Source organism: Amycolatopsis sp. cmx-4-54 (assembly GCF_046548895.1).
GTDB lineage: Bacteria > Actinomycetota > Actinomycetes > Mycobacteriales > Pseudonocardiaceae > Amycolatopsis.
On sequence record NZ_JAEBEJ010000013.1, the window covers coordinates 40,904 to 60,554 of the forward strand.

Below are 19,651 nucleotides of genomic sequence, written 5' to 3' on the forward strand. Positions count from 1 at the left end.
TCCTGAGATCTCTGGAAATTTCGTCGACCGGTGCGGGATTCGATCACGTCTTTCGACCGGCTCGGAGCGGAGCTTGGCACACCTACCGCCATCCGCACCGGCGGCAAGTATGGGTGAAGTATGGGTCGAGACTTCGTGCGCCGGCGGCAGGATCTGGTCGTGCCAGTCGTCAGCCTGTTGGAACAGTAGATCCCACCCGTAGGAGAAGTAGTGCAGATCCACTTGCTCGGGCAGTTCGCAGTGCATCGGGGCGAAACAATGGTCGCCATCAGGCCTCAGCCGAGGGTCGTGCTGGTGATCGCCGTGCTCTCGCCCGGCCAGGCAGCGCCGAATGCCCAGATCGCCAACGCTCTGTGGCCGCACGGGCCTGCCAAGTCAATCCCCGAGGCAACCCAGGAACTGCGCAAAGTCCTGCCTGAAGTTGAGCAGATACTCCATGTCCGGGGAATGTGCGTGCTGCAGCTCAACCCAGATGACGTCGACATCCTCCGGGTCAGGCGCAACGTGACCGCGGCCAAGTTCACGTCCGGGCGCGACCGGCTGAACCTCCTCCGAGCCGCTGTGGCGGAGTGGCAGGGACCGCCGCTGACGGGGCCGGAGTGGGACGGCTACGACCTGGACGCCGAAAGGAAGCTGCTCGACAACGAGTGGCTGAGCACCATCATCGACTTCCTCCACGCCCTACAGGACTGCGAGGAGGAGCCGGAGTTCGACCGGGAGCTCCGGAAGGCACTGGACCAGTGGCCGGGCGCACCAGCGCTGGTCACGCTCAAGGCGACAACCCTGATCAACATGGGCAAATCGGCCGAGGCGGTGCAGTTCGTCCAGGACTGCATTCGTGATCACGGCGACGAACGCGGTCAACTGGAGGGGTTGATGAACGAACTGACCCCGCCCGGTTCCACCCGGCTCGAACCGATCGTGCCGAACCAACTCCCCGGGCAGCACGTGGACCTGCACTGCCGTGGGCCGCTCGAGCAAGAACTGGACGACCGTCTGCTCGGCATAAACGAGGGCGGCGCCGCGGTCGTGGTGCTCCACGGCATGGCAGGCGTGGGCAAGTCCCAGCTCGCGAGGTCGTGGGCAAGTTCGAGGAGCGCATACTTCGACGGTGGGATTCTCTACGCCGAGTTACGGGGGTTCGGCCCCAAGGAAGCGTCCCGGCCTCAAGAGGTGCTCGAACAGTTCCTCGTCGAACTGGGCGTGGCCTCGCCCGTCCGCACGCTGGACGGGATGATCTCCACCTTCCGCACAGCGACCGTAGGCAGGAACCTGCTCGTCGTCCTGGACAACGCCCGCGACGCCGACCAGGTCCGACCGCTGCTGCCTGGGATCGGCTGCACCGCCCTGGTCACCAGCAGGCTGCGGCTCGACGGCCTCGTCGTGCAGGAGGGAGCTGTCCAGTGCCTGGTCGAGCCGTTCGACGAGAACACTGCATGTGACGTCCTCGCACGCCTTGCCCGTCTCCAAGCCGACGGCAACCCGCTGGTGGCGGATATCGCCCGCTTCACCGGCGGACTTGCCCTCGCGCTCGCGATCGTCGCCGCTGTGATCAGAGCCCGGCCGGAGAACGCCGGTGTGCTCCGGGGCATCCGCGATGGTTTGAGGGAGCAGCGGACCCGCCTGGACACGTTGAAGCTGGCCGGGGACGCGAACCTCGATATACGTGCGGTTCTGTCGTACTCCTACAACCACCTGAGCGCCGACGCCAAGACCTTGCTCTGCCTCATCGCCCATCACCCCGGCCCTACCATCGGCTCGGCCGCAATCACCGCCGTCGCCGAACCCGATGCAAGGACCCGGATCGGCGAACTCTCCTCACTGCACCTCGTCGAAGAACCCGAGTTCGAGCGGTTCCGCGTCCATGACCTGATCCGGACGTTCGCGCTGGAGCAGGTCGACACGCTGGACAGCCAGGCACGAGATCGGGCCAGCCAACGGCTGCTGAGCCACCTGCTGCAGAACGCATGGACCTGTGACCAGGTGCTAGTACCCGGCCGGAGGCTGCCGGTCATCATTTCCAGCGACCTTCCTGTCGTCCGAATCGCAACGATCGACCAGGCGACCCGGTGGTTCGAGCAGGAGCAGGCAACGATCAGCAGGGCCGTCGACCACGCAGTCGAGATCGGCGACGACCACCATACCTGGCTGCTCCCGACTGCCTTTGCCACCTACCTCTGGCACCGCAACCACTATCACGAGGCGGAGCGCATTCTGGAACATGCGGGAAAGGCGGTGGAGCGGCTGCGCGAGGAAGGCGACGTGAGCGCAGTACCGACAGCGGCGGACGAAGCCTTCGTGTACAGACTCCTGGCGGGCTCCCGTCGTGGCATGCGGTCCCCCAAGGCTCGAGGAGCGCAGGCCAGGGCCCTCCAACTGAGCCGGGACGCGGGCGACCGCTACGGGGTGGCCTACGGGCACATCGGGTTGGCGGTGCTGCGAGGCGAGGAAAACGAATTCGCCGGTGCGGTGTCCGAGTACCGATTGGCTTTGGAAGCCTTCCGCGAGCTCGGCGAGCGGCTGGGCGAGGCGGATGCCCTTTCCGGCCTTGCGATGATGCTCGTCGACCTCGGTCGACTCGTCGAGGCTGACGAGCACGTGACGGCGGCGCTGGCGATCTACGAACAGGTCCTTGACGTCAATGCCCGGGCCAACGCCATGGTGATCTTGGGGAGGGTGCACGCCGAGGAAGGCAACCTCGGTCGCGCCGCAGCTGTGTTCGACACGGCCGTCGCCGAGTACCGGAAGCTGGACCGTGCCAACCGCGAGGCGCCGACCCAGGTTCGCCTGGCCGAAGTCCTGTTCGCGGATCACCGGGCGGTTGAAGGACAGGCCGCTCTCGAACGTGCGCGTGAACTCTACTCGGCGCTGGCGGACAAGAAGGGCCTCGCCGAGGTCGAAGGCCTCACGACGACAGGGGGACACGCTCCTGCCGCTGGAGCAGCTCCCACCACCAACGCACCGGGTCGTGGCTCAGCCGAGGCGGAGCGGGAGAAGACGCCTCCGGCAGAACGGAACTGAGCTCATCGCGGACCTCGGCCGCCGTGGGCCTGTCCGCTGGGTCCCATTCGAGCATCGCAACACAGACCCGTCGCACAACAGGGTCGACGTTCACGAGCTTGTCGACCGGAAGCGGGCGACGAGCCATCGCGTAACCGGTCTCGTTGAGGAACGGAAACTCCATGGTCAACATCCGGAACAGCAAGCACCCTGCGGAAAACATGTCGAGGCTGGTTTCGACGACTCCACGGGAGGCAGCTTCTGGAGCGAGGTAACCAAAAGTACCCGCAGGTATCTCGGGTTCTTTACCGGAAGGCAAGGAATTTCCCAGATCGATCAGCGTGACCACACCCTGCCGGGAGATCAACGCGTTCTCCAGCTTGATGTCCCGGTGCACGAAGCCGCGCGAGTGGATCTGGTGCAGGACAGTGCACAACTGCACGAGCACCGCAGCTGAACGAACAGAGGAGACGGGCTGTGCCCGAGCCAGAAACTCACCGAGGTCGAATCCGTCGACACGATCCATTACGAAGTATGTGCGACCGCGATGGTCCCCAAAATCTAGAGGAGTAACGACACCGCTGATTCTGCCAAGCGAAGTGCCCATTGCGATTTCGTTGCGGGCATCCTCACCATAGAGACCATAGCTGTTGGTGGACTCCAGATATCGGGGTTGCTGAATCTTGAGGGCCAGGACAGCACCTGATCGCAGATCCAGGACTTCATACACCTCTCCGCCTGAGCCTTCTCCCAATTCGGAGAGGACCTGGTAACGCTCGCCGATTACATGACCTGCCGTGAACACGATGAACGCTCCGTTTCCGAACAGTTCTCTCAGCACGCGAACCTACTCGAAAGGTGCACACATGACTGGGTGGCAGCCACCTGACGGCGTGTCAGGCGACTATTCCGCCATCAAGGTCTCCGTAGGCATGCTCGGACCGCCTCGCTTTCGTTGCCCCGCCCGTGACGCGATGGCGGCGCGGCAGGGGTTGCGCGCCGAAACGTTGGCGCGCCGGAAGCCCGAATACCTCGAAGACTTCGCGAACGGTCCCTTCATGCGGGCGATGGACTTGATCGAGTTCCACCGAAAGCCGGCGGGCCTGGCGCTGCGGGCGGCTTGCGCGTCGACGGTGCCTGGCCGAGTAGTCCACGCATCCGTCGAACAGTGGGCCGAGCACGGGGTCTTCGGGTACCTGCAAGCCTTCGCCGACGACTCCGAGGTGGTACCGGCCAGGGAGAATTGGCGCTACTTCAGGGAATGGAGCGTCCCCGACCAGCGGGGTGCCAAGCGGTACGCGATCTCGGTGTGGGGACGCTGCTACGCCTCGGAAGACCACCGCCTCCGCGAGCTCAGACTGCTCACCAATAGGGCGGACGGGCGGACGAGGACGGAGGCGGAAGTCGCCGTCGCGGCCTTGGTCCTCGCTTCGGCACTGCCCCAGCCACTCCCAGAACGCGTCCGGATCCGGCAGTTCGCACTGCTCGACGGTACGACGACCACTTTGTTCGACGGTTCGAGGCAGGCCGCACTCGACCTCTATGACGTGGCGGGAAAGCCCGCACTGGCAGGCATCGTGGACGCACCTGGCGGCCTCGACTACCGACCCGGATCGGCCTGCGCGGACTGCCCATTCGCGGCGGTGTGCCCTGCCCTGCCGCGTAAGGCGGGCGTGCTCGGTGTGCAGGACGACCGCAGACCGCGGCGCACGTGGTCCCCGACGACCAGCCGCTCGTATCGGCGCTGTCCTGCGCAGGAGTTCTCCCGCAGGCAGCGGCTACCGCTGGACCAGTCCATTGAACGAGGAGAATCCGCCGAGCGCGGTAGGGCCGTGCACCGGTACTTGGAGGACCTCCACGGTGTCGGAACAGCGTCGCCTTGCGACTCCCGGATCCCGGACAACTGGGTTCCCGGCGAGTTCGCCCTGCCCGACAGAGAACGCGAGCTGGGCGCGGATTTGCTTCGGCACCACGCCGAGGTGTGCCCCCTCAAGCTCGCATCGTCGCCGGCCGACGTGCGGGTGGAACCGGACATCGTGTTCCACGACCCTGACGCCGACACCGTGGTGTTGGCGAAGCCTGACCTGCTCTATCGCGACCGGGGTGGGTGGGTGTGGCGCGAGGTCAAGACCTCGACGTCGACCGTGAGGCCGTCCCGGTGGTTCGACTACTACCCGCAACTAGCGCTGGCCGTGGTCCTCGCGGGACGCGGCGATTTCGGGCCGGGTCGCAGCAGGGTCGAACTTGAAGTGCTACGGCCGTCCGGAGTGGACCTTGTTGTGTTCGACCCGGACACCCCACGGGTCTTGGCGGAGGCAGAGTCCTCGCTCCGGGAACAGTTCCGCCCTTGGCACCTGGACGACCGATTCGCGCCGAAGCCCGACGACCACTGCCGTTCCTGTGAGGTCTCGCGCTGGTGCACCGCAGCTGATGGAGGAAGAGCTGACAATGGTTAAGCCCACGACCGAAGCAACCGGCCTGCTCATACAGATCGCCCGAGGTGTGGTTGCGTTGTCCGCGCACAGCGATCGTCGCGGCGCGACGCCTCCGCCCTACCCGCACGAGACGCAGAGCGCTCTCGACCAACTGGTGTTGTGGGCACTGCGGGAGAACCACACCCCGCCGGCCGGTGTCCCGGATCTCGTCTCCTGGTGCACCGGACGGACTCTCGCCCAATGGGCGGCGATAGGCATCGGCGGAATCCCCGAACCCGCCCAGCGTCTCGTCCACTCGGTAGGACAAGCACCCTCACGAGCCTGCATGGAGATCACCGGTCAGGCGGAGTTCGCCGACCGCCTGTTCGCCACGGCCATCGCCGAACTCGATGCTGCTGACGTTGGCCGCGTGCGGTCGTTCCTACAGCGCAATGTGGTGTTGAGCAACACCGGACACCGCGACCTCGTCAACTTCGACCCGAGACTGATCACGGTGGTCAAGGCTGTCCGCCACCTCTACGAGCCCGTGCCGACCCGATTAATTTCGGCTGGCGAGATCGCCCTGTGCCCGACCTGTCGACTCCCCGCCCTGCCCGCCGAACTGCCCGAGCACGGCACCATTTGGTGTGAAGCCGAGGTCTGCCCGCGCGACAAGCCGGTGACGGACAGCCCGAGAGCAGCGGATGTCCTACTGCTCCACCGGGCACTGAGGCTGTTCCTGGCACTTCCCGGTCTGGTGGAACAGAGTTGCCTCGAACGACTGCGGGACGCGGGCACGCCCCTGTCGCAGCGCACCACCGGCACCTACACGGGCCGTCTCGACGAAACCGATGCCGTGGTCCGCTTCTACGACCGCGCCTGCGCCACCCACTTGGCCGGGCAGGTGGTCAAAGACCTGGTCACCATCGCGGTGCTCCCGGCCAACACCTTCGACTACGGGTTCCGTCGCGCCTTCGAAAACTCCCTGCCCGACGACACGGAGATCAGCTTGCTTTCGGACGAGGAATTCGTCCTCCGGATGACCACGAAGGAGAAGGCTGATGCGAAGCGGTAGGAGCACCCTCAAGCCCTTGATCGACGAACTGCGGAAGAAGGGCGGGCTCCGGCTCAAGGACGCCGAACGCCTGTGCGAAGTCGAACTCGGGTTGTACCTGCTCTCGAAGATCGCACCCACCGAGCCGGCGGTCAGCGCCTGGACGCTGTTCAGCGGGTACCCGTACGCGGCGACGCGCGGCCTGACCACCGTCCCAGGTGCGGCGGAGGCAGTGCGGTCGGGACGGTTCACCCTGTGGGCGCTGTCGAGGCGGAGCTCCTGGCTCGAAGCCATGCAGCACTACCGGAATTTGAACACAAGCGTACGAGCGTTCAACATCCCCTCTAACGAGGGAGCCGCAACAGTACTGCCCACGGCAGGGATCGGCGACGACCGCTGGGACATCTACGACGCGCTGCTCGGCAACGCACCACCGTTCGAGGGCGAGTTGCCCACCTTCGCCACTGAGGGTGTGCATCGCTTTCCTGTCGGCAGGAGTAATCGCAAAGTGGTCCTGCCGGACATGTCGGCGTTCGACCGGCCCGCCGGGCACGACCTGCACCGCAGGCAGGTCAACGGGGGGAAACCGATCGAGCTCCTTTGGGAGGATCTCGAAGCCACGGCCGAGATGATGGACGACCTCGAAGAGGTCCTGATCACCGACGAGTCCAAGCGCGGCAGATGGGTGGAACGCCTTGGCGCGGTGGAATTGTTCCTGCCCTCGGGGGAGAGCTTCCGAAAGAGGAGGCCGCGCCAGAAGTTCACGATCGATCGGCTTCAGCACCTGCTCGGCATAGTCGGTGCGGGGAAGAGCACACTCCGCGACATCCTGGCCATCCACCTGGTCAACCTGGGCATGCGCGTCACAGTGGTGGTCGGCGATGTCGCCGACGTGTTGAAGCTCGTCCGGCTGTACAAGTTCCACACTGACGGCTCGGCGGCCCCCGTCCTAGGCGCGAACGGGAAGGACCGCCACGCACGGCGGCTCCACCGCAGGTCGACCGGGCGGGGAAAGCAGAACCTGCTGGCGCACAACGATCAAGGATTCGAATACCTGAGCACTTCGTGTGCTCTCAACGCCTTGCTGTACGACGACGAAGAACCACTGGCGTTTAACCAGGCTCCCTGCACCCAGCTCCAGGCGAAGGGAAAGACCGACGAAGATGCTTCACACACCACCTGGCTGCGAGGCAAGCGCGCGTGCCCTTGCTGGGCGAAGTGTCCTCGCCACCGGAGTTCCCACGAGCTCGTGGAGGCCGCCGCGTGGGTGGCCACGCCGGCGGGGCTTGTCGATGCTCGGGTTCCGTGGCCCCAGAACGGCGAACGAGTGCGCTACCTGGAATTGGCGTGCAGGCGCAGCGACCTGGTCATCGTGGACGAAGCAGACCGCGTGCAGATGAACCTCGACGCGCTCTTCGCTCCGGCCGCGCCGCTAATCGGAGTCGGGGACAGTCGATCGCTCTGGGATGACCTGATGAAGCACAAGACCAACCAGCTCCAGGAAGGCGAGCGCACACAGCTGTCCAACTCGGACGTCGAGAAATGGACAGCTGCCGTCAACACGATCACCAGCGCCACCGATCGGCTCTACGCGATGCTCGTGGGCAGCGAAGCGCTGAGGGAGTGGGTGCGGGTCGGATACTTCAGCTCATGGACCTTGCAGCTCCGGCTGGTCGAGGAGCGCTACCCCGCGATGGCCAGGGCCGAGGGAAACCCGGTGGACCTCCTCACCAGGCTGCTCGACGAACTGCGGGACAACCCGTTCGGCGACCGGCGACGCGCCGAGGTGCCGCGGCTCATCGCACTGATCGCCGAGCTGCTGCACACCCAGGACGAGGCCTATACCCGCGAGAAGCTGAGGGACGAGACTGTGCGGATCTTCGACCTCTATCCCGAGGTGGAACGCCGGCGGAGACTGGACGCGGCACGTGGTCAGCAGTCGGCTCGGAGGGGGAAGCAGAAGCGGTCGACGCAACCGCCGGATACCGAAACCTGGATGAAGCTGATGGCGGAGCGGTTCGAGTTCACGTTGCTGCTGTGCGCGCTGGAACCCAAGTTGGCGTTGATGAACGCGATGTGGCCACGAGTGGAGTCGGTGCTCAAGCTCGACTTCAACGAGATGTACCAACGGCCGCGCGACTACGGTCCGATGGTCCCAGAGTCGCCGATGGGCAATCTGCTCGGCTTTCAGTTCATCCCGAACGGGCGCGCCGACGAGGGGGTGCAGAGCGGCGAGCTGCGGTACTTCCGGTGCAGCGGGGTCGGGCGGGAACTGCTCCGACGTATACCGGAGATCCCGGAGGCCGACGGGCACCCCCCGACCAACCTGCTGTTGATGTCCGGCAGTAGCTGGGCGGGCACCTCCAGCCGGTACCACATCCAGGTACCGGTGGGAATGATCATCAAGCCTCCGGCAGCGAAGGTCAGGGCAGTCGCGCGTGGCACCCACATGCGCGTAGAACTGCTCAAGGACAACAATGGCGTGCCGCTCAGGGTGTCGGGAGCAGGCGTGCTGCAACGCCCCGAAATCCTCCGCCGGATGGTGGTAAAGCTCGGCGAGGAGGACCACGGCGGTAGCAGACTCCAGCGCGAGCTCCGCTCGCTGCCCGAGAACCGGCGGCGGATCCTGCTCCTGGTTGGTTCCTACGAGGAGGCCGCGCTCGTCGCGGACACCCTGCACACCCTGGCCCCTCGCTGGCAGGGTCAGGTGGCCCGCCTCGTCTCCGACGACTACGAGACGACCGACAACCCCGAGGGCGACGACAGTCACGCGCCTATCCTGCGCCGGGGCGACGTCGACACCCTCTTCGAGACACCGGCCCAGGTCCTCGTGGCGCCACTGCTCGCCGTCGAACGCGGGCACAACATCCTTAACGAGGACCAAGTGGCGGCTATCGGCACGGTCTACTTTCTAGCCCGGCCGAATCCACGCCCTGACGACCTGATGCTTGCCGTGCACACCGTCAACGACTGGATCCTGCGGTTCGTCGCGGAGCCGAGCGGCTTCGTGGAGGTGCTGCACAACGCGACCAGCCTCGCCGAGGGTGCGGCCGAGGTCCGCGCGCTGGGCAGGAAGGAGTGGTACAGGGCGCTCGCCCGGCCCCTGGCCTGGAGCCGCCTCGGTACGCGGCTGGATCCGGTGACCTGGGACCTTCTCGTCCTTATCTGGCAGGTAATCGGACGACTGGTGCGCGGTGGGGTGCCCGCCAAGGTGGTGTTCGTCGACGCGGCGTTCGTCCCGATGCACGCAGAGGGGCGGACAGCAGAAGAGACACGTGAGACGAGCCTCCTGGTCAATATCCATCACGTGCTCGACCAGTACCTCCGTCCGGGCAGCACCCACCGCGCCGACGAGCGCTTCATCGTCAAAGCCCTCTACCAACCGCTGTGGGCCGCACTGGGCGCGTGCCTCGGCTTCCTCGCCGACTAGGAGAAACCATGTATAACCAGATCAGGACCTGTGCGTTTGAGCATGATCCATCACGTGACCCGTGGGTCGAACAGTTCCTCGTGGCGAAGTTCGCCGAGCAGTGGCAGACCGAGCTGACAGACCTGTACGCCGTCGGCTGGCGCAGCCGGGAGGCCATGGTCGGTCTGCCAGTCAAACATCTGAACCAGGTGTTGCGCGCCGCAGCCCCTGGGGTGTTGGCGACTGGTCGCGGCGCAGCGGCCGATCCGTCGGTACCCTGGATCTACACCGACGGCGAGGTGCCCGCCGAGGTTGTGCGGGCGGCGTTCCTGACCTGGGTGATGTCACTGCGACCCGAGCCCGAGCACCAAGCCGCGCTGGGCCGGGTGCTCGACTCGATCAGCGATACCGCCATCGAGTGGTTGCCAGTGGAAGTAGACCTCACCTCGGTCGGCCTGTCAGCGGGAGGAACCGCGCTACCACCGAGGAGGCTGTACTCGCTACTGCCCGAACTGGTCGCAACGCGTTTGGCACAGCGCTCTTTCCGCGCTCGGGAGTCGGACAGGGAGACCCGGTTCCGGGTGGTCAATCGCGATCAGGGAACCGAACTCGTGGCGTGGCCTCCGAAGTCCACCCCGTTCGACGGGGGTGGGCACTTCTACTCGGCAGTCGTCAGGGTCACCTGTCACACCGTCCCGTTCACCTCACGCCTGCGGGTGCATGTCTCCACAGGGATCCGGCGGTGGGTCGCGGGAGACCGGTTGTTCCTGCCGCACCGACGATCCGCGACTGTACTTGTCGATACCCCGTCGCCCTGGGGAGACGGCGGGTCCGCGGCTCGGACCCGACTGTCGGTCAACAGCATCCGCTACGACGCGCGGCAGGGGCGGGTGGTCTGGGGCCGAAACAGTCCCCTCGGACTACTCGGCGACCTCGACGTCATCGGCAGCTACCCGAAGGCCGAGGAGGTGATCTCCTCCCCGAAGGCATGGCTGACAGGCAGAGAGGGAAAGGCGGTGGGCATCGTGCACAGCACGGCGTTGGAGGCACCCCACGCGGTCGGCACGGGACTGATGCCCGACGAGCGCGCGGAACTGGACGAGTGGGTTGCCGAAGGGTTGGAGCCACTGCTGCGGCGGGTACCGGATCTGGCCCGGGTTTCTCGGGTAAGGAACAAGCCCGCGCTGCTGCCAGTGGTACCGAAAACCAAGCCCGAGCAGCGCGAGAGCTTCGACCGACAGGTCAAGGCGGATCGGCGGCGTGGATTGCGGGCCGCGTTGGCCGGTGATCCGCTGCACGTGGATGTCGTGACGATCTTTCCCGAGTCGGCAGACCGGATCCTGCGCGAGTTCACCCGCCAGCTCGGCTGCCCCGAGGAGCAGGTCACCACCGAGGTGCGACAGCGGTGGTTCTTCGATGGACTGGAAGTACGCCTCACTGTGTCGTCCCTTGGTGATCTCGCCCGCAAAGTCGATGTTCCGAAGCCTGGAACACGGCAGCGCCCCGCAGCCGTGCGAGAAGCTCACCGAGCTCGACGGCTGGCAACCGGCGCGGCCTTCCCTCGGCTCGACGCCCCCGCCATCGCCCTGGTCGAGCTACCCGGTGATGACCGCTTCACCGAGCCGGACTCCGATCCGAAGTCGGCGCTACGGCTCGGTTTCGCCGACAGTGGGCGCCTTACGCAGTTCATCCGCCCCTTACCCGGTTCGGGTGATGCCGTCGATCAGCGAGTGCGGTCGGCATGCCTCGACGCATTCCGGCAGCTCGGTGTCTTCACCTCCGCCGAGCCGCGCACGAGATCGCCGCTGCCGACCGGCTTGCAGTACGTCGGTCTGTGGGTCGTCCGAGGAGCGCAGGGCAGGCGGCTCGTGGCGGTCCGGGTTCGACCCAGTGAAGAGGTGCAACAGGTCACCGCATGGGACGACAGGGTCAAGGACTGGGTTCCCTACCGGCGTTTCCTGTTGACCTCGGCGACCGCAGCTGCGTCGTTCCGCGCCAAGCGTCGGCGGAACGCGGAGGATGATCGGCTGGACGTGGAGCGGCGGATCAGGTCGATCCTGTACCAGGCCCGGGACCGCCCCACGTTGCTGTTGGTCAACAGCGGAAACCTCCGCGAGTCCTGGCCGTCGTTGGCCAACGGCTCTCTTACGAGGGACCACCTGGGATTCACCGGCATCCAGGACCAGCGGGCAGGAGCATACGGTGAGGAACTCCGCGTGGTCCTGGTACGTGACCGGAACAGCCGGGAGGAGGTGCCACAGTGGTACGCACCCACCCCCGAGGGAAAGCCCGCAGGCTTCGCCAGCGGATTGTGGTGCCCCGAAGACGCGGCACACGACAACCGGGTCTTCGCGAGCACCGCAGACCTTCCACGCAGCTTCCCGAAGACCCCGAGGGGGCTCCGAAAGCTCGGAGACGATGTGCCCTCACAATACGGCGCGACCGTCTCGGCGTGGAACCCGCAGTACCTCGAGATCACTTCGCTGTGCGTTGCATCAAGTGATACAGACTCACAGGACAGCGCGGCCGAGTGGGCATCGGTCGCCCATCAACAGCGCTTCCACAACGAGCACGACCCGCTGGCCCAGCCCTTCCCCATACACCTGGCCAAGAAGGCAGAGGAGTACTGCTTCTCTACCGAGTCGACCGAAGATGAGGTGGAATAGTCGAGCCTGGCGAGGGCGAGCAATCACGAGGAAACTGCTACTCGGCTGAGCGGCTGAAGACGCGTTCACCGCGTTGAAGAGATCTCGCAGCACGCGAACATGAAGTTGCACGAGGTCGCCACGATGATCGTCGCCGCGGCCAGCCAGGCCGAGAAGACCCTGCCTGATCTGGACGTGGTGCGCGCGGTGCTGGACGAGGCCGAAGATCCGTCCTCGTCGCGACCTTCGGCCAGTGACAATGGCGTCCTGCCGGTCCACACGGCTGGACCGGCAGGACTCAGGTCAATGCCGCTTTGGACAAGGACCCTTCACGGAATGTCCACCACCACCACGCATGCTAGACCAGCGTGCGCCTTCCGTCAGTCCTCCGGCAGCAGCTGGGTGTGCTTCTCGGCGAGGATTTCAGCTAGGCGGACGAGCTTGATGTTGAGGTCCTGGGAAGTACGGCGACTGCTGCTCGATCTCCACCTGGTTCCCGGTGATCTCGGCGATAACGTAGAGGTGCGTGCAGTTCCAGGCGGCCCGGCTCGAGAAAGCTCCAGGTCACCGTTCGAACTCGCACGCGCCGTCGAGTTCTCGAACAGCGACCGGCCGCGGCCGTCGGGCAGCAACGCCAGATCGGTCATCTCCATCGAGCCGCACTCGTAAGCCAGAGGCGTGTGGATAGTGAGCAACACGCCCCTCGGACACCCGCATTATTCACACCCAAAGAGGTCGTCGCGTAGACGGCCTCTTTTTCGTTGTCGTACCGCAGGTCAAGCCTCAGATCCCGGTAGAGCCTTGCCGGCTTCCCCGGCTGGCTGTCGGCCAGCGCTGCCCCGATGTCGCCGAGCGAGTCGATCATCGCGTAGACCTCTGTATCGGTGATCCCCGCGGCCGCCAACGCTCCTCGCGCTGCCGCCCGGTCCGCTTGAGCCTCGTTAATGCTCTCGACCAGCACCGTCGGGGCAACCCAGCTGCGATAGCTTCCTGGAAGCGCCTGAGCTTGGCTTCCGCCTCCTCCAACTGCTTGCTCGCGACCCCATCACCCTCGGCTCGGACCACGGGCTGAGCGGTAGCAGTAAGTGACTGGTCGGTGGGGGCGGCAGGGAATCAAACCCGGTCACCGGACGCTTACAACGGCGTGAAGAAGATTGGTTTCCTGTCCTTCGGCCACTGGTCGGCGAGCGCGCACTCCGAGACGCGGTCCGCCGCCGACTTCCTGCATCAGTCGATCGACCTGGCCGTCGCGGCCGAGGAACTCGGCGTGGACGGCGCGTACTTCCGGGTGCACCACTTCGCGCGGCAGGCGGGCAGTCCGTTCCCGTTGCTGTCGGCGATCGGGGCGCGGACGTCGAAGATCGAGATCGGTACCGGCGTGATCGACATGCGCTACGAGAACCCGATGTACATGGCCGAGGAGGCGGGCGCCGCCGACCTCATCTCGCGCGGCAGGCTCCAGCTCGGGGTCAGCCGGGGATCCACGGAGCAGGTGATCGACGGGTGGCGGTACTTCGGTTATGGCCCGGCGGAGGGGGAGACCGCCGCGGACATGGCTCGTCAGCGCATCGAGGTCTTCCTCAAGCTGCTCGACGGCGAGGGGTTCGCGCAGCCGAATCCGCGGCCGATGTTCGCCAACCCTCCCGGGCTGCTGCGGCTGGAACCGCATTCCGAGGGGTTGCGCGAGCGGATCTGGTGGGGTTCCAGTTCGAACGCGACCGCGGTGTGGGCGGCGGAGCAGGGCATGAATCTGCAGAGTTCGACGCTCAAGGACGACGAGACGGGCGAGCCGCTGCACGTTCAGCAGCGCAAGCAGATCGAGGCCTACCGCGAAGCCTGGAAGGCGGCCGGTCACTCGCGCGAGCCGCGGGTGTCGGTCAGCCGCAGCATTTTCGCGTTGACCAGCGACCTGGACCGCGCCTATTTCGGCCGTGACCGGAACTCTCGGGACCAGGTCGGCATGATCGACGAGACGACCAGGGCGATCTTCGGGCGGTCGTACGCCGCCGAGCCGGACGAGCTGGTGCGGGCGCTCAAGGAGGACGAGGCGATCGAGGCCGCGGACACCTTGTTGCTGACCATCCCGAACCAGCTCGGCGTCGAGTACAACGCGCACGTGCTGGAAAGCATCCTCGAGCACGTGGCGCCGGAGCTCGGCTGGCGCTGAGAATGCGCGATTCGGCGGATGGGCCGGGGCGTCACGCTCGTTACGATCGGGGCATCCCCGGCCATCGGAGGGTCCCGTGAGACTGCCCCGATCCCTGTCCTGCCTGGTCTTGGCGTTCGGCCTGGCGTTCCCGTCGACGGCGCACGCGAGCGCTCCCGCCCCGCTCGGCGGCGGGAGTGTGTTGCAGACCGGCGTCTCGTTCCGGTGCACGGCCGGGTTCGCCGCTGTCTCGGGGAAGACCGGCTATCTGATCGCGAGTTCCGCCTGCGGCAGACCCGGCGACACCGTTCGCAGCGCGGGCCGGGTGGTCGGGGTCGTCCTAGGTGCTCAATCCCCGCCGACGGGTGCGATCGTCATCCGCGTGACCAACACGACCGACTGGCGGCTGGTGGGCTCGATTCCGCCCACCGACAGCCGGGTGACGATCACCGGGTCGGTCGAGGCCCCGGTCGGTGCGTCGGTGTGCAGGTACGGCGCGACCACCGGCTGGCACTGCGGGATCATCCAGGCGAAGAACGTGTCGATCACCTTCCCCGAAGGAACGCTGACCGGGCTGACCCGGACCTCCGTCTGCGCCGAGCCGGGTGACAACGGCGGGCCGTTCGTCAGCGGGACGCAGGCGCAGGGAGTGCTGGTCGGCGGCAGCGGGAACTGCTCCAGCGGCGGCACCACCTTCTTCCTCCCGGTCAACCGCGTCTTGTCCGCCTATGGGTTGACGATCCTCACCGGTCCCTAGAACGGCAGGATCCTCGGATACGGGGGAGGGGTGTGCCGCGCGAACGCCGGCGTGGTCGTCACCCGGGTTTCCCCGACGGAGTCGAAGATCGTTTGGTGTTCCGGCGCGAGGCCGCCGGCTTCGGCGTTCAGCGCGGCAGGCCCGCTCGACGGCCAGTGCCCGGCGTCCATCCGCCGTTCCAGCGTGCGCAGGGCGGTGATCTCCTCGGACGCGGTGAACACACAGTGACCAGCGCGGTTCACGAACAGCTGCCGGAGATCACCGCCCGGCCCGGCTCGTTCGGCGTAGGCGCGTTCGTGCGCCGCGGGTGCGGTGCCGTCCGCGACGGTGTGCATGGTCAGCACCGGGACCGGCGTGCGTCCCAGCGGCAGCCCGAACCGCGCCAGATAACCGGCCGCGGCCGGATCGGGTGCGATTCGCGGCGCCTTCGCCAGCTTGTCGAGGTCGGCGTCGAGATCGAGCCCCGCCTCCGCGTAGGCCCGTTCCACCAGCGGCCGCTCGCCTGCCTTCGCCAGGATCCGCCGGTAGTCGACGCCCACGTTCCAGCTCGGGTTGCCGCCCGCGCGCTGTTCCAGCGCGACCCTGTCCACGCCGAACGCGCTGACGCGGTAGAAGCGATCCCAGATGCTCTGCCAGAAAACCTGGTCTGCGACAGCACTCGGCCGGGGCCGGGTGGCGTCGAACCAGCCGGGGATTTCGGCCAGCGCGTTCGCCAGCGCGAGCCGGGCTTGGCCTTGCGGGTTCGCGGTGGCGGCCTGGACCACGCCGATGAACCGGCCAGCGTTGGCCGCGGGGTCGGCGATCCGCACCAGTTCCAGCCGCGCGTCGAGCAGCGTGTTCAGCGCGTATCCGAGATCGAGGCCGGAGTTCCAGTGCGCGGCCCCGCCGGCCAGGTTGCCGCACAACGTCATCAAACCGGCGAACCGGCGCGGGTTCCGCTCGGCGAGCAGGGTCGCGGTGATGGCTCCCACCGATTCGCCCGTCGCGATGGTCCGTCCCGGCGGGCCGACCGTGCGGGAGAACCAGTCGTGCAACCGGATCTGGTCGGTCAGCGCCTCTTCGATCGACCAGCCGCGCACGGTCCGATATTGGGACGCGGCCAGTGCGTAGCCCTGCTCCAGTAGATAAGACTCGGTCGTGGGCTGTGAGGTCAGCGGAATCCGATCCGGCTCCGGATAGGCCAGGGAGTACATCCCGTGGCTCCACAGCATGAGCGTGCCGTTCCAGTTCTTCGGCACCAGCACCAGATAGCGTGCGCCTTCGAGTTCACCCTCGTATCTGGTGACCGGCTCGGCGGCCGCGGCGCGGGGAACCAGCAGCCCCAGAAAGATCGTGAACAGGGCCAGGAAAACGAGACCACGTCGGGCCATGACGACCACCCCCGGGACTCATCATTCGCCGCCCCGGGTGCAGTGTCGAGATCCGCTCGGCCTAACTGAAGACGACCGAGCGCAGGAGAAGCCTGTCCGAGCCTCGGCCGCCGTAGGGGCGGAGCGAAAAGTAGGAGTCGCTCTTGCAGTCGTCGTCCAGGAACACCACCGCCCTCGAGTCGGTGTCGTTGCGCGGACGGAACGCGTCGACGTCCCAGTCGGCTATTTCGGGGATCTCTATGCATTTGCCGCTGGGCGGGTCCACCAGGACACCGATCTTGAGCTCTTCGTTTTCGTCGTAGTAGCGGTAGGTGAATTCGCCTTCGGCCGCGGAAGCCGCCGCGGGGATCGTGAAGCACAGGGCGACGGCGCCGGCGATGGCGAGGAAAGCGGTACGTGTACGCATGAGAACGACGTTAGGGCGAAGATCAAGTTCTTCGGTAGGTGTCACGTCCAGGTCCACTCGGGGGAGTGGACCGAAGTCCGCCCGGTGATCGATAGTGAGGGGCATGTACACCGGCAACCCCGACGTCCCCGACGACGTGTTCGCGGACGTTCTCGGCCAGATCGACGACTTCGTCCGCACCCGCGTGATGCCCCGCGAGCTGGAGATCATGAGCACGGACGCCATCCCGGTGGATCTGCGGACGCAGGCCGCGGAGATGGGGTTGTTCGGGTACGCGATCCCGCCGGAGTGGGGCGGGCTCGGACTCGATCTGGTGCAGGACGTCGAGGTCGCGATGACGCTGGGTTACACGTCCTTGGCGTTGCGGTCGATGTTCGGGACGAACAACGGGATCGCCGGGCAGGTGCTGGTCGGATTCGGCACGGACGAGCAGCGTGCGCGGTGGTTGCCGGGTATCGCGTCAGGTGAGGTCGTCGCGTCGTTCGCGCTCACCGAGCCAGGTGCCGGATCGAACCCGGCCGGACTGCGGACCACCGCTAAGCCGGACGGCGACGGCTGGGTGATCGACGGCGGCAAGCAGTTCATCACCAACGCCACCGAGGCCGGTCTGTTCGTGGTCTTCGCGCGGATGGGCACGGGTATCGCGGTGTTCCTGGTGCCCGCGGACACGCCCGGCATCACGGTCGGGCCGAAGGACGCGAAGATGGGGCAGGAAGGCTCGCGCACCGCGGACGTCACCTTCTCGCAGGTCCGTGTAGGGCCGGAGGCGCTCGTCGGCGGGGACGGGGAAGTCGGGTACAAAGCGGCGATGACGTCGCTGGCGCGCGGCCGGATCCACATGGCGGGTCTCGCGGTCGGGACGGCGCAGCGGGCGCTCGACGAGTCCGTCTCGTATGCCGCGACGGTGACTCAGGGTGGTACGCCGATCGGGGATTTCCAGCTGGTGCAGGCGATGCTCGCCGATCAGCAGACCGGTGTGCTCGCCGGCCGGGCGCTCGCTCGGGAGGCCGCGCGGTTGTACGTGACGGGAGAGGACCGGCGGATCGCGCCGTCCGCCGCGAAGCTCTTCTGCACCGAAATGGCGGGGAAGGCCGCGGATCTCGCGGTGCAGGTTCACGGAGGCAGTGGGTACATGCGCGAGGTCGCGGTCGAGCGCATCTACCGTGACGTCCGGTTGATGCGGCTGTACGAGGGCACGAGCGAGATCCAGCGGTTGATCATCGGCGGTGGCCTGGTACGGGCCGAAAAGAAGAAAGCATGACCCGGCCACTCGACGGGGTCACCGTCGTCGCCATCGAGCAGGCCGTCGCCGCCCCGCTGGCCACGCGCAATCTCGCCGACCTCGGCGCGCGGGTGATCAAGGTCGAGCGCGTCGACGGCGGGGATTTCGCGCGCGCCTACGACCACGCCGTACACGGCAGCGGCGCGCATTTCGTGTGGCTCAACCGGGGCAAGGAGTCGCTCGCCGTCGACCTCAAGACCGCCGAAGGCCGTGACGTCGTCCGGCGGCTGGTCGCGAAGGCGGACGTGTTCGTGCAGAACCTGGCGCCCGGCGCGGCCGAGCGGCTCGGTTTCGGTGAGCTGCGGACGGATCACCCGGAGCTTGTCGTGGTGAACCTGTCCGGATTCGGGGCGGGCGGGCCGATGGAGCAGCGCAAGGCCTACGACATGCTGATCCAGGCCGAGGCCGGTCTCATCGCGATCACCGGCACACCCGAAGCCCCGGCGAAGACCGGGATCCCGACCGCTGACATCGCCTCGGGTATGTACTGCGCGCAGGCGGTGCTCGCGGCGTTGCTGCGCCGCTGGCGCACCGGCGAAGGTGCGACGATCGAGGTCTCCATGCTGGAGGCCACCGTCGAATGGATGGGCTACGCGCTCAACACCCGGATGTACGCCGGGACCGAGCCGGAGCGGATGGGGTTGAGCCACAGTTCGATCGCGCCGTACGACGCTTTCCCCACCCGCGACGGCCAGATACTGATCGGCGTCCAGAACGACACCGGCTGGCGCACCCTCGTCACCGACGTTCTCGACGCGCCCGAACTCGCCGATGACCCCCGCTTCACCACGAACGTGCAACGCGTGGCCCACCGCGCGGAATGCGACGCCGCCGTCGCGGCCCGGACTTCGCGGTGGTCCAACAGCGAACTCGACGAACGGCTCGCCGCGGCCGGGGTTCCCGCCGCCCAGCTCAAGGACGTCGGCCAGGTCGCCGATCATCCCCAGCTGCGGGCCCGGGATCGCTGGCGCAAGATCGGCACCGAATTCGCCCGGATCGACGCTTTGCTGCCGCCGGTGACCTTCGAGGATTTCGAGGCGTGCATGGGCGACGTCCCGGCGCTGGGGGAGCACACTCGGGCCTTGCTCGTCGAGTCCGGAGTGGACGCCGAGGACTATCTTCGCCGTGGCATCGCCCGCTGAATTCGGGCGCGACTGGAGGAACTCCA

Annotated in this window: 13 protein-coding genes; 9 read left to right on the plus strand and 4 right to left on the minus strand. The window is 66.7% G+C overall.

Going from position 1 to position 19,651, the window contains the following annotated elements:
- The first annotated feature begins 210 nt into the window (after positions 1 to 210).
- Positions 211 to 3,021, plus strand: a complete 2,811-nt coding sequence (locus ACLJQ7_RS34465) for a tetratricopeptide repeat protein (protein ID WP_410652340.1) — start codon at positions 211 to 213, stop codon at positions 3,019 to 3,021.
- Here the strand turns inward: ACLJQ7_RS34465 and ACLJQ7_RS34470 are convergent.
- Positions 2,906 to 3,841 carry a serine/threonine protein kinase gene (locus tag ACLJQ7_RS34470; protein ID WP_410652341.1) on the minus strand — a complete coding sequence of 312 codons (936 nt, stop codon included), beginning with the start codon at positions 3,839 to 3,841 and terminating at the stop codon, positions 2,906 to 2,908. The two genes, ACLJQ7_RS34465 and ACLJQ7_RS34470, sit on opposite strands and share 116 nt — an antisense overlap.
- 25 nt (positions 3,842 to 3,866) lie before the next feature.
- Here ACLJQ7_RS34470 and ACLJQ7_RS34475 point away from each other — a divergent pair, with 25 nt between their 5' ends.
- The 4 genes from ACLJQ7_RS34475 to ACLJQ7_RS34490 are packed head-to-tail and all read left to right on the plus strand — an operon-like array spanning position 3,867 to position 12,543.
- Complete coding sequence (locus ACLJQ7_RS34475; protein ID WP_410652342.1) at positions 3,867 to 5,456, plus strand: PD-(D/E)XK nuclease family protein; 1,590 nt, start codon at positions 3,867 to 3,869, stop codon at positions 5,454 to 5,456.
- Entirely contained in the window at positions 5,449 to 6,489 is a 1,041-nt protein-coding gene (locus tag ACLJQ7_RS34480) for a hypothetical protein (protein WP_410652343.1), read from the plus strand. Before ACLJQ7_RS34475 ends, ACLJQ7_RS34480 begins: the two co-directional genes overlap by 8 nt.
- Complete coding sequence (locus ACLJQ7_RS34485) at positions 6,476 to 9,898, plus strand: hypothetical protein (RefSeq protein ID WP_410652344.1); 3,423 nt, start codon at positions 6,476 to 6,478, stop codon at positions 9,896 to 9,898. The genes ACLJQ7_RS34480 and ACLJQ7_RS34485 overlap by 14 nt, the downstream gene beginning before the upstream one ends.
- A gap of 8 nt (positions 9,899 to 9,906) precedes the next feature.
- Positions 9,907 to 12,543: a pPIWI_RE module domain-containing protein gene (locus ACLJQ7_RS34490; RefSeq protein WP_410652345.1), complete on the plus strand. Its 2,637-nt coding sequence runs from the start codon at positions 9,907 to 9,909 to the stop codon at positions 12,541 to 12,543.
- 359 nt (positions 12,544 to 12,902) lie between these two features.
- Here the strand turns inward: ACLJQ7_RS34490 and ACLJQ7_RS34495 are convergent, their stop codons facing one another.
- A complete protein-coding gene (locus ACLJQ7_RS34495) occupies positions 12,903 to 13,169 on the minus strand; it encodes a hypothetical protein (protein ID WP_410652346.1) in 267 nt (88 codons plus the stop codon).
- 497 nt (positions 13,170 to 13,666) lie between these two features.
- On the opposite strand from ACLJQ7_RS34495, the gene ACLJQ7_RS34500 reads away from it, so the two are divergent.
- On the plus strand, positions 13,667 to 14,689 hold the full coding sequence (locus ACLJQ7_RS34500; RefSeq protein ID WP_410652347.1) for an LLM class flavin-dependent oxidoreductase: 1,023 nt from the start codon (positions 13,667 to 13,669) through the stop codon (positions 14,687 to 14,689).
- Between the two features lie 76 nt (positions 14,690 to 14,765).
- Positions 14,766 to 15,425, plus strand: coding sequence for a S1 family peptidase (locus tag ACLJQ7_RS34505; RefSeq protein WP_410652348.1), 660 nt, complete (start codon positions 14,766 to 14,768; stop codon positions 15,423 to 15,425).
- Here ACLJQ7_RS34505 and ACLJQ7_RS34510 read toward each other — a convergent pair.
- The gene (locus ACLJQ7_RS34510) at positions 15,422 to 16,795 is read right to left on the minus strand and encodes an alpha/beta hydrolase family protein (RefSeq protein WP_410652349.1); all 1,374 of its coding nucleotides are present in this window, start codon (positions 16,793 to 16,795) and stop codon (positions 15,422 to 15,424) included. The genes ACLJQ7_RS34505 and ACLJQ7_RS34510 overlap by 4 nt on opposite strands.
- A 61-nt stretch (positions 16,796 to 16,856) precedes the next feature.
- Positions 16,857 to 17,201, minus strand: coding sequence for a hypothetical protein (locus ACLJQ7_RS34515; protein ID WP_410652350.1), 345 nt, complete (start codon positions 17,199 to 17,201; stop codon positions 16,857 to 16,859).
- Positions 17,202 to 17,304: 103 nt separating this feature from the next.
- Between ACLJQ7_RS34515 and ACLJQ7_RS34520 the strand changes: the two genes are divergently transcribed.
- Both ACLJQ7_RS34520 and ACLJQ7_RS34525 read left to right on the plus strand, forming a co-directional pair.
- Positions 17,305 to 18,462, plus strand: coding sequence for an acyl-CoA dehydrogenase family protein (locus ACLJQ7_RS34520; RefSeq protein ID WP_410652351.1), 1,158 nt, complete (start codon positions 17,305 to 17,307; stop codon positions 18,460 to 18,462).
- Positions 18,459 to 19,625: a CaiB/BaiF CoA transferase family protein gene (locus ACLJQ7_RS34525; protein WP_410652352.1), complete on the plus strand. Its 1,167-nt coding sequence runs from the start codon at positions 18,459 to 18,461 to the stop codon at positions 19,623 to 19,625. The genes ACLJQ7_RS34520 and ACLJQ7_RS34525 overlap by 4 nt, the downstream gene beginning before the upstream one ends.
- Positions 19,626 to 19,651 lie beyond the last annotated feature (26 nt).

What these genes read in the sequence shown, in the direction of transcription:
- ACLJQ7_RS34475 (WP_410652342.1), top strand. Translation starts at nt 3,867, where the DNA reads ATGACTGGGTGGCAGCCACCTGACGGCGTGTCAGGCGACTATTCCGCC.
- ACLJQ7_RS34480 (WP_410652343.1), top strand. Translation starts at nt 5,449, where the DNA reads ATGGTTAAGCCCACGACCGAAGCAACCGGCCTGCTCATACAGATCGCC.
- ACLJQ7_RS34485 (WP_410652344.1), top strand. Translation starts at nt 6,476, where the DNA reads ATGCGAAGCGGTAGGAGCACCCTCAAGCCCTTGATCGACGAACTGCGG.
- ACLJQ7_RS34490 (WP_410652345.1), top strand. Translation starts at nt 9,907, where the DNA reads ATGTATAACCAGATCAGGACCTGTGCGTTTGAGCATGATCCATCACGT.
- ACLJQ7_RS34495 (WP_410652346.1), bottom strand. Translation starts at nt 13,169, where the DNA reads ATGACCGATCTGGCGTTGCTGCCCGACGGCCGCGGCCGGTCGCTGTTC.
- ACLJQ7_RS34510 (WP_410652349.1), bottom strand. Translation starts at nt 16,795, where the DNA reads ATGGCCCGACGTGGTCTCGTTTTCCTGGCCCTGTTCACGATCTTTCTG.
- ACLJQ7_RS34515 (WP_410652350.1), bottom strand. Translation starts at nt 17,201, where the DNA reads ATGCGTACACGTACCGCTTTCCTCGCCATCGCCGGCGCCGTCGCCCTG.
- ACLJQ7_RS34520 (WP_410652351.1), top strand. Translation starts at nt 17,305, where the DNA reads ATGTACACCGGCAACCCCGACGTCCCCGACGACGTGTTCGCGGACGTT.
- ACLJQ7_RS34525 (WP_410652352.1), top strand. Translation starts at nt 18,459, where the DNA reads ATGACCCGGCCACTCGACGGGGTCACCGTCGTCGCCATCGAGCAGGCC.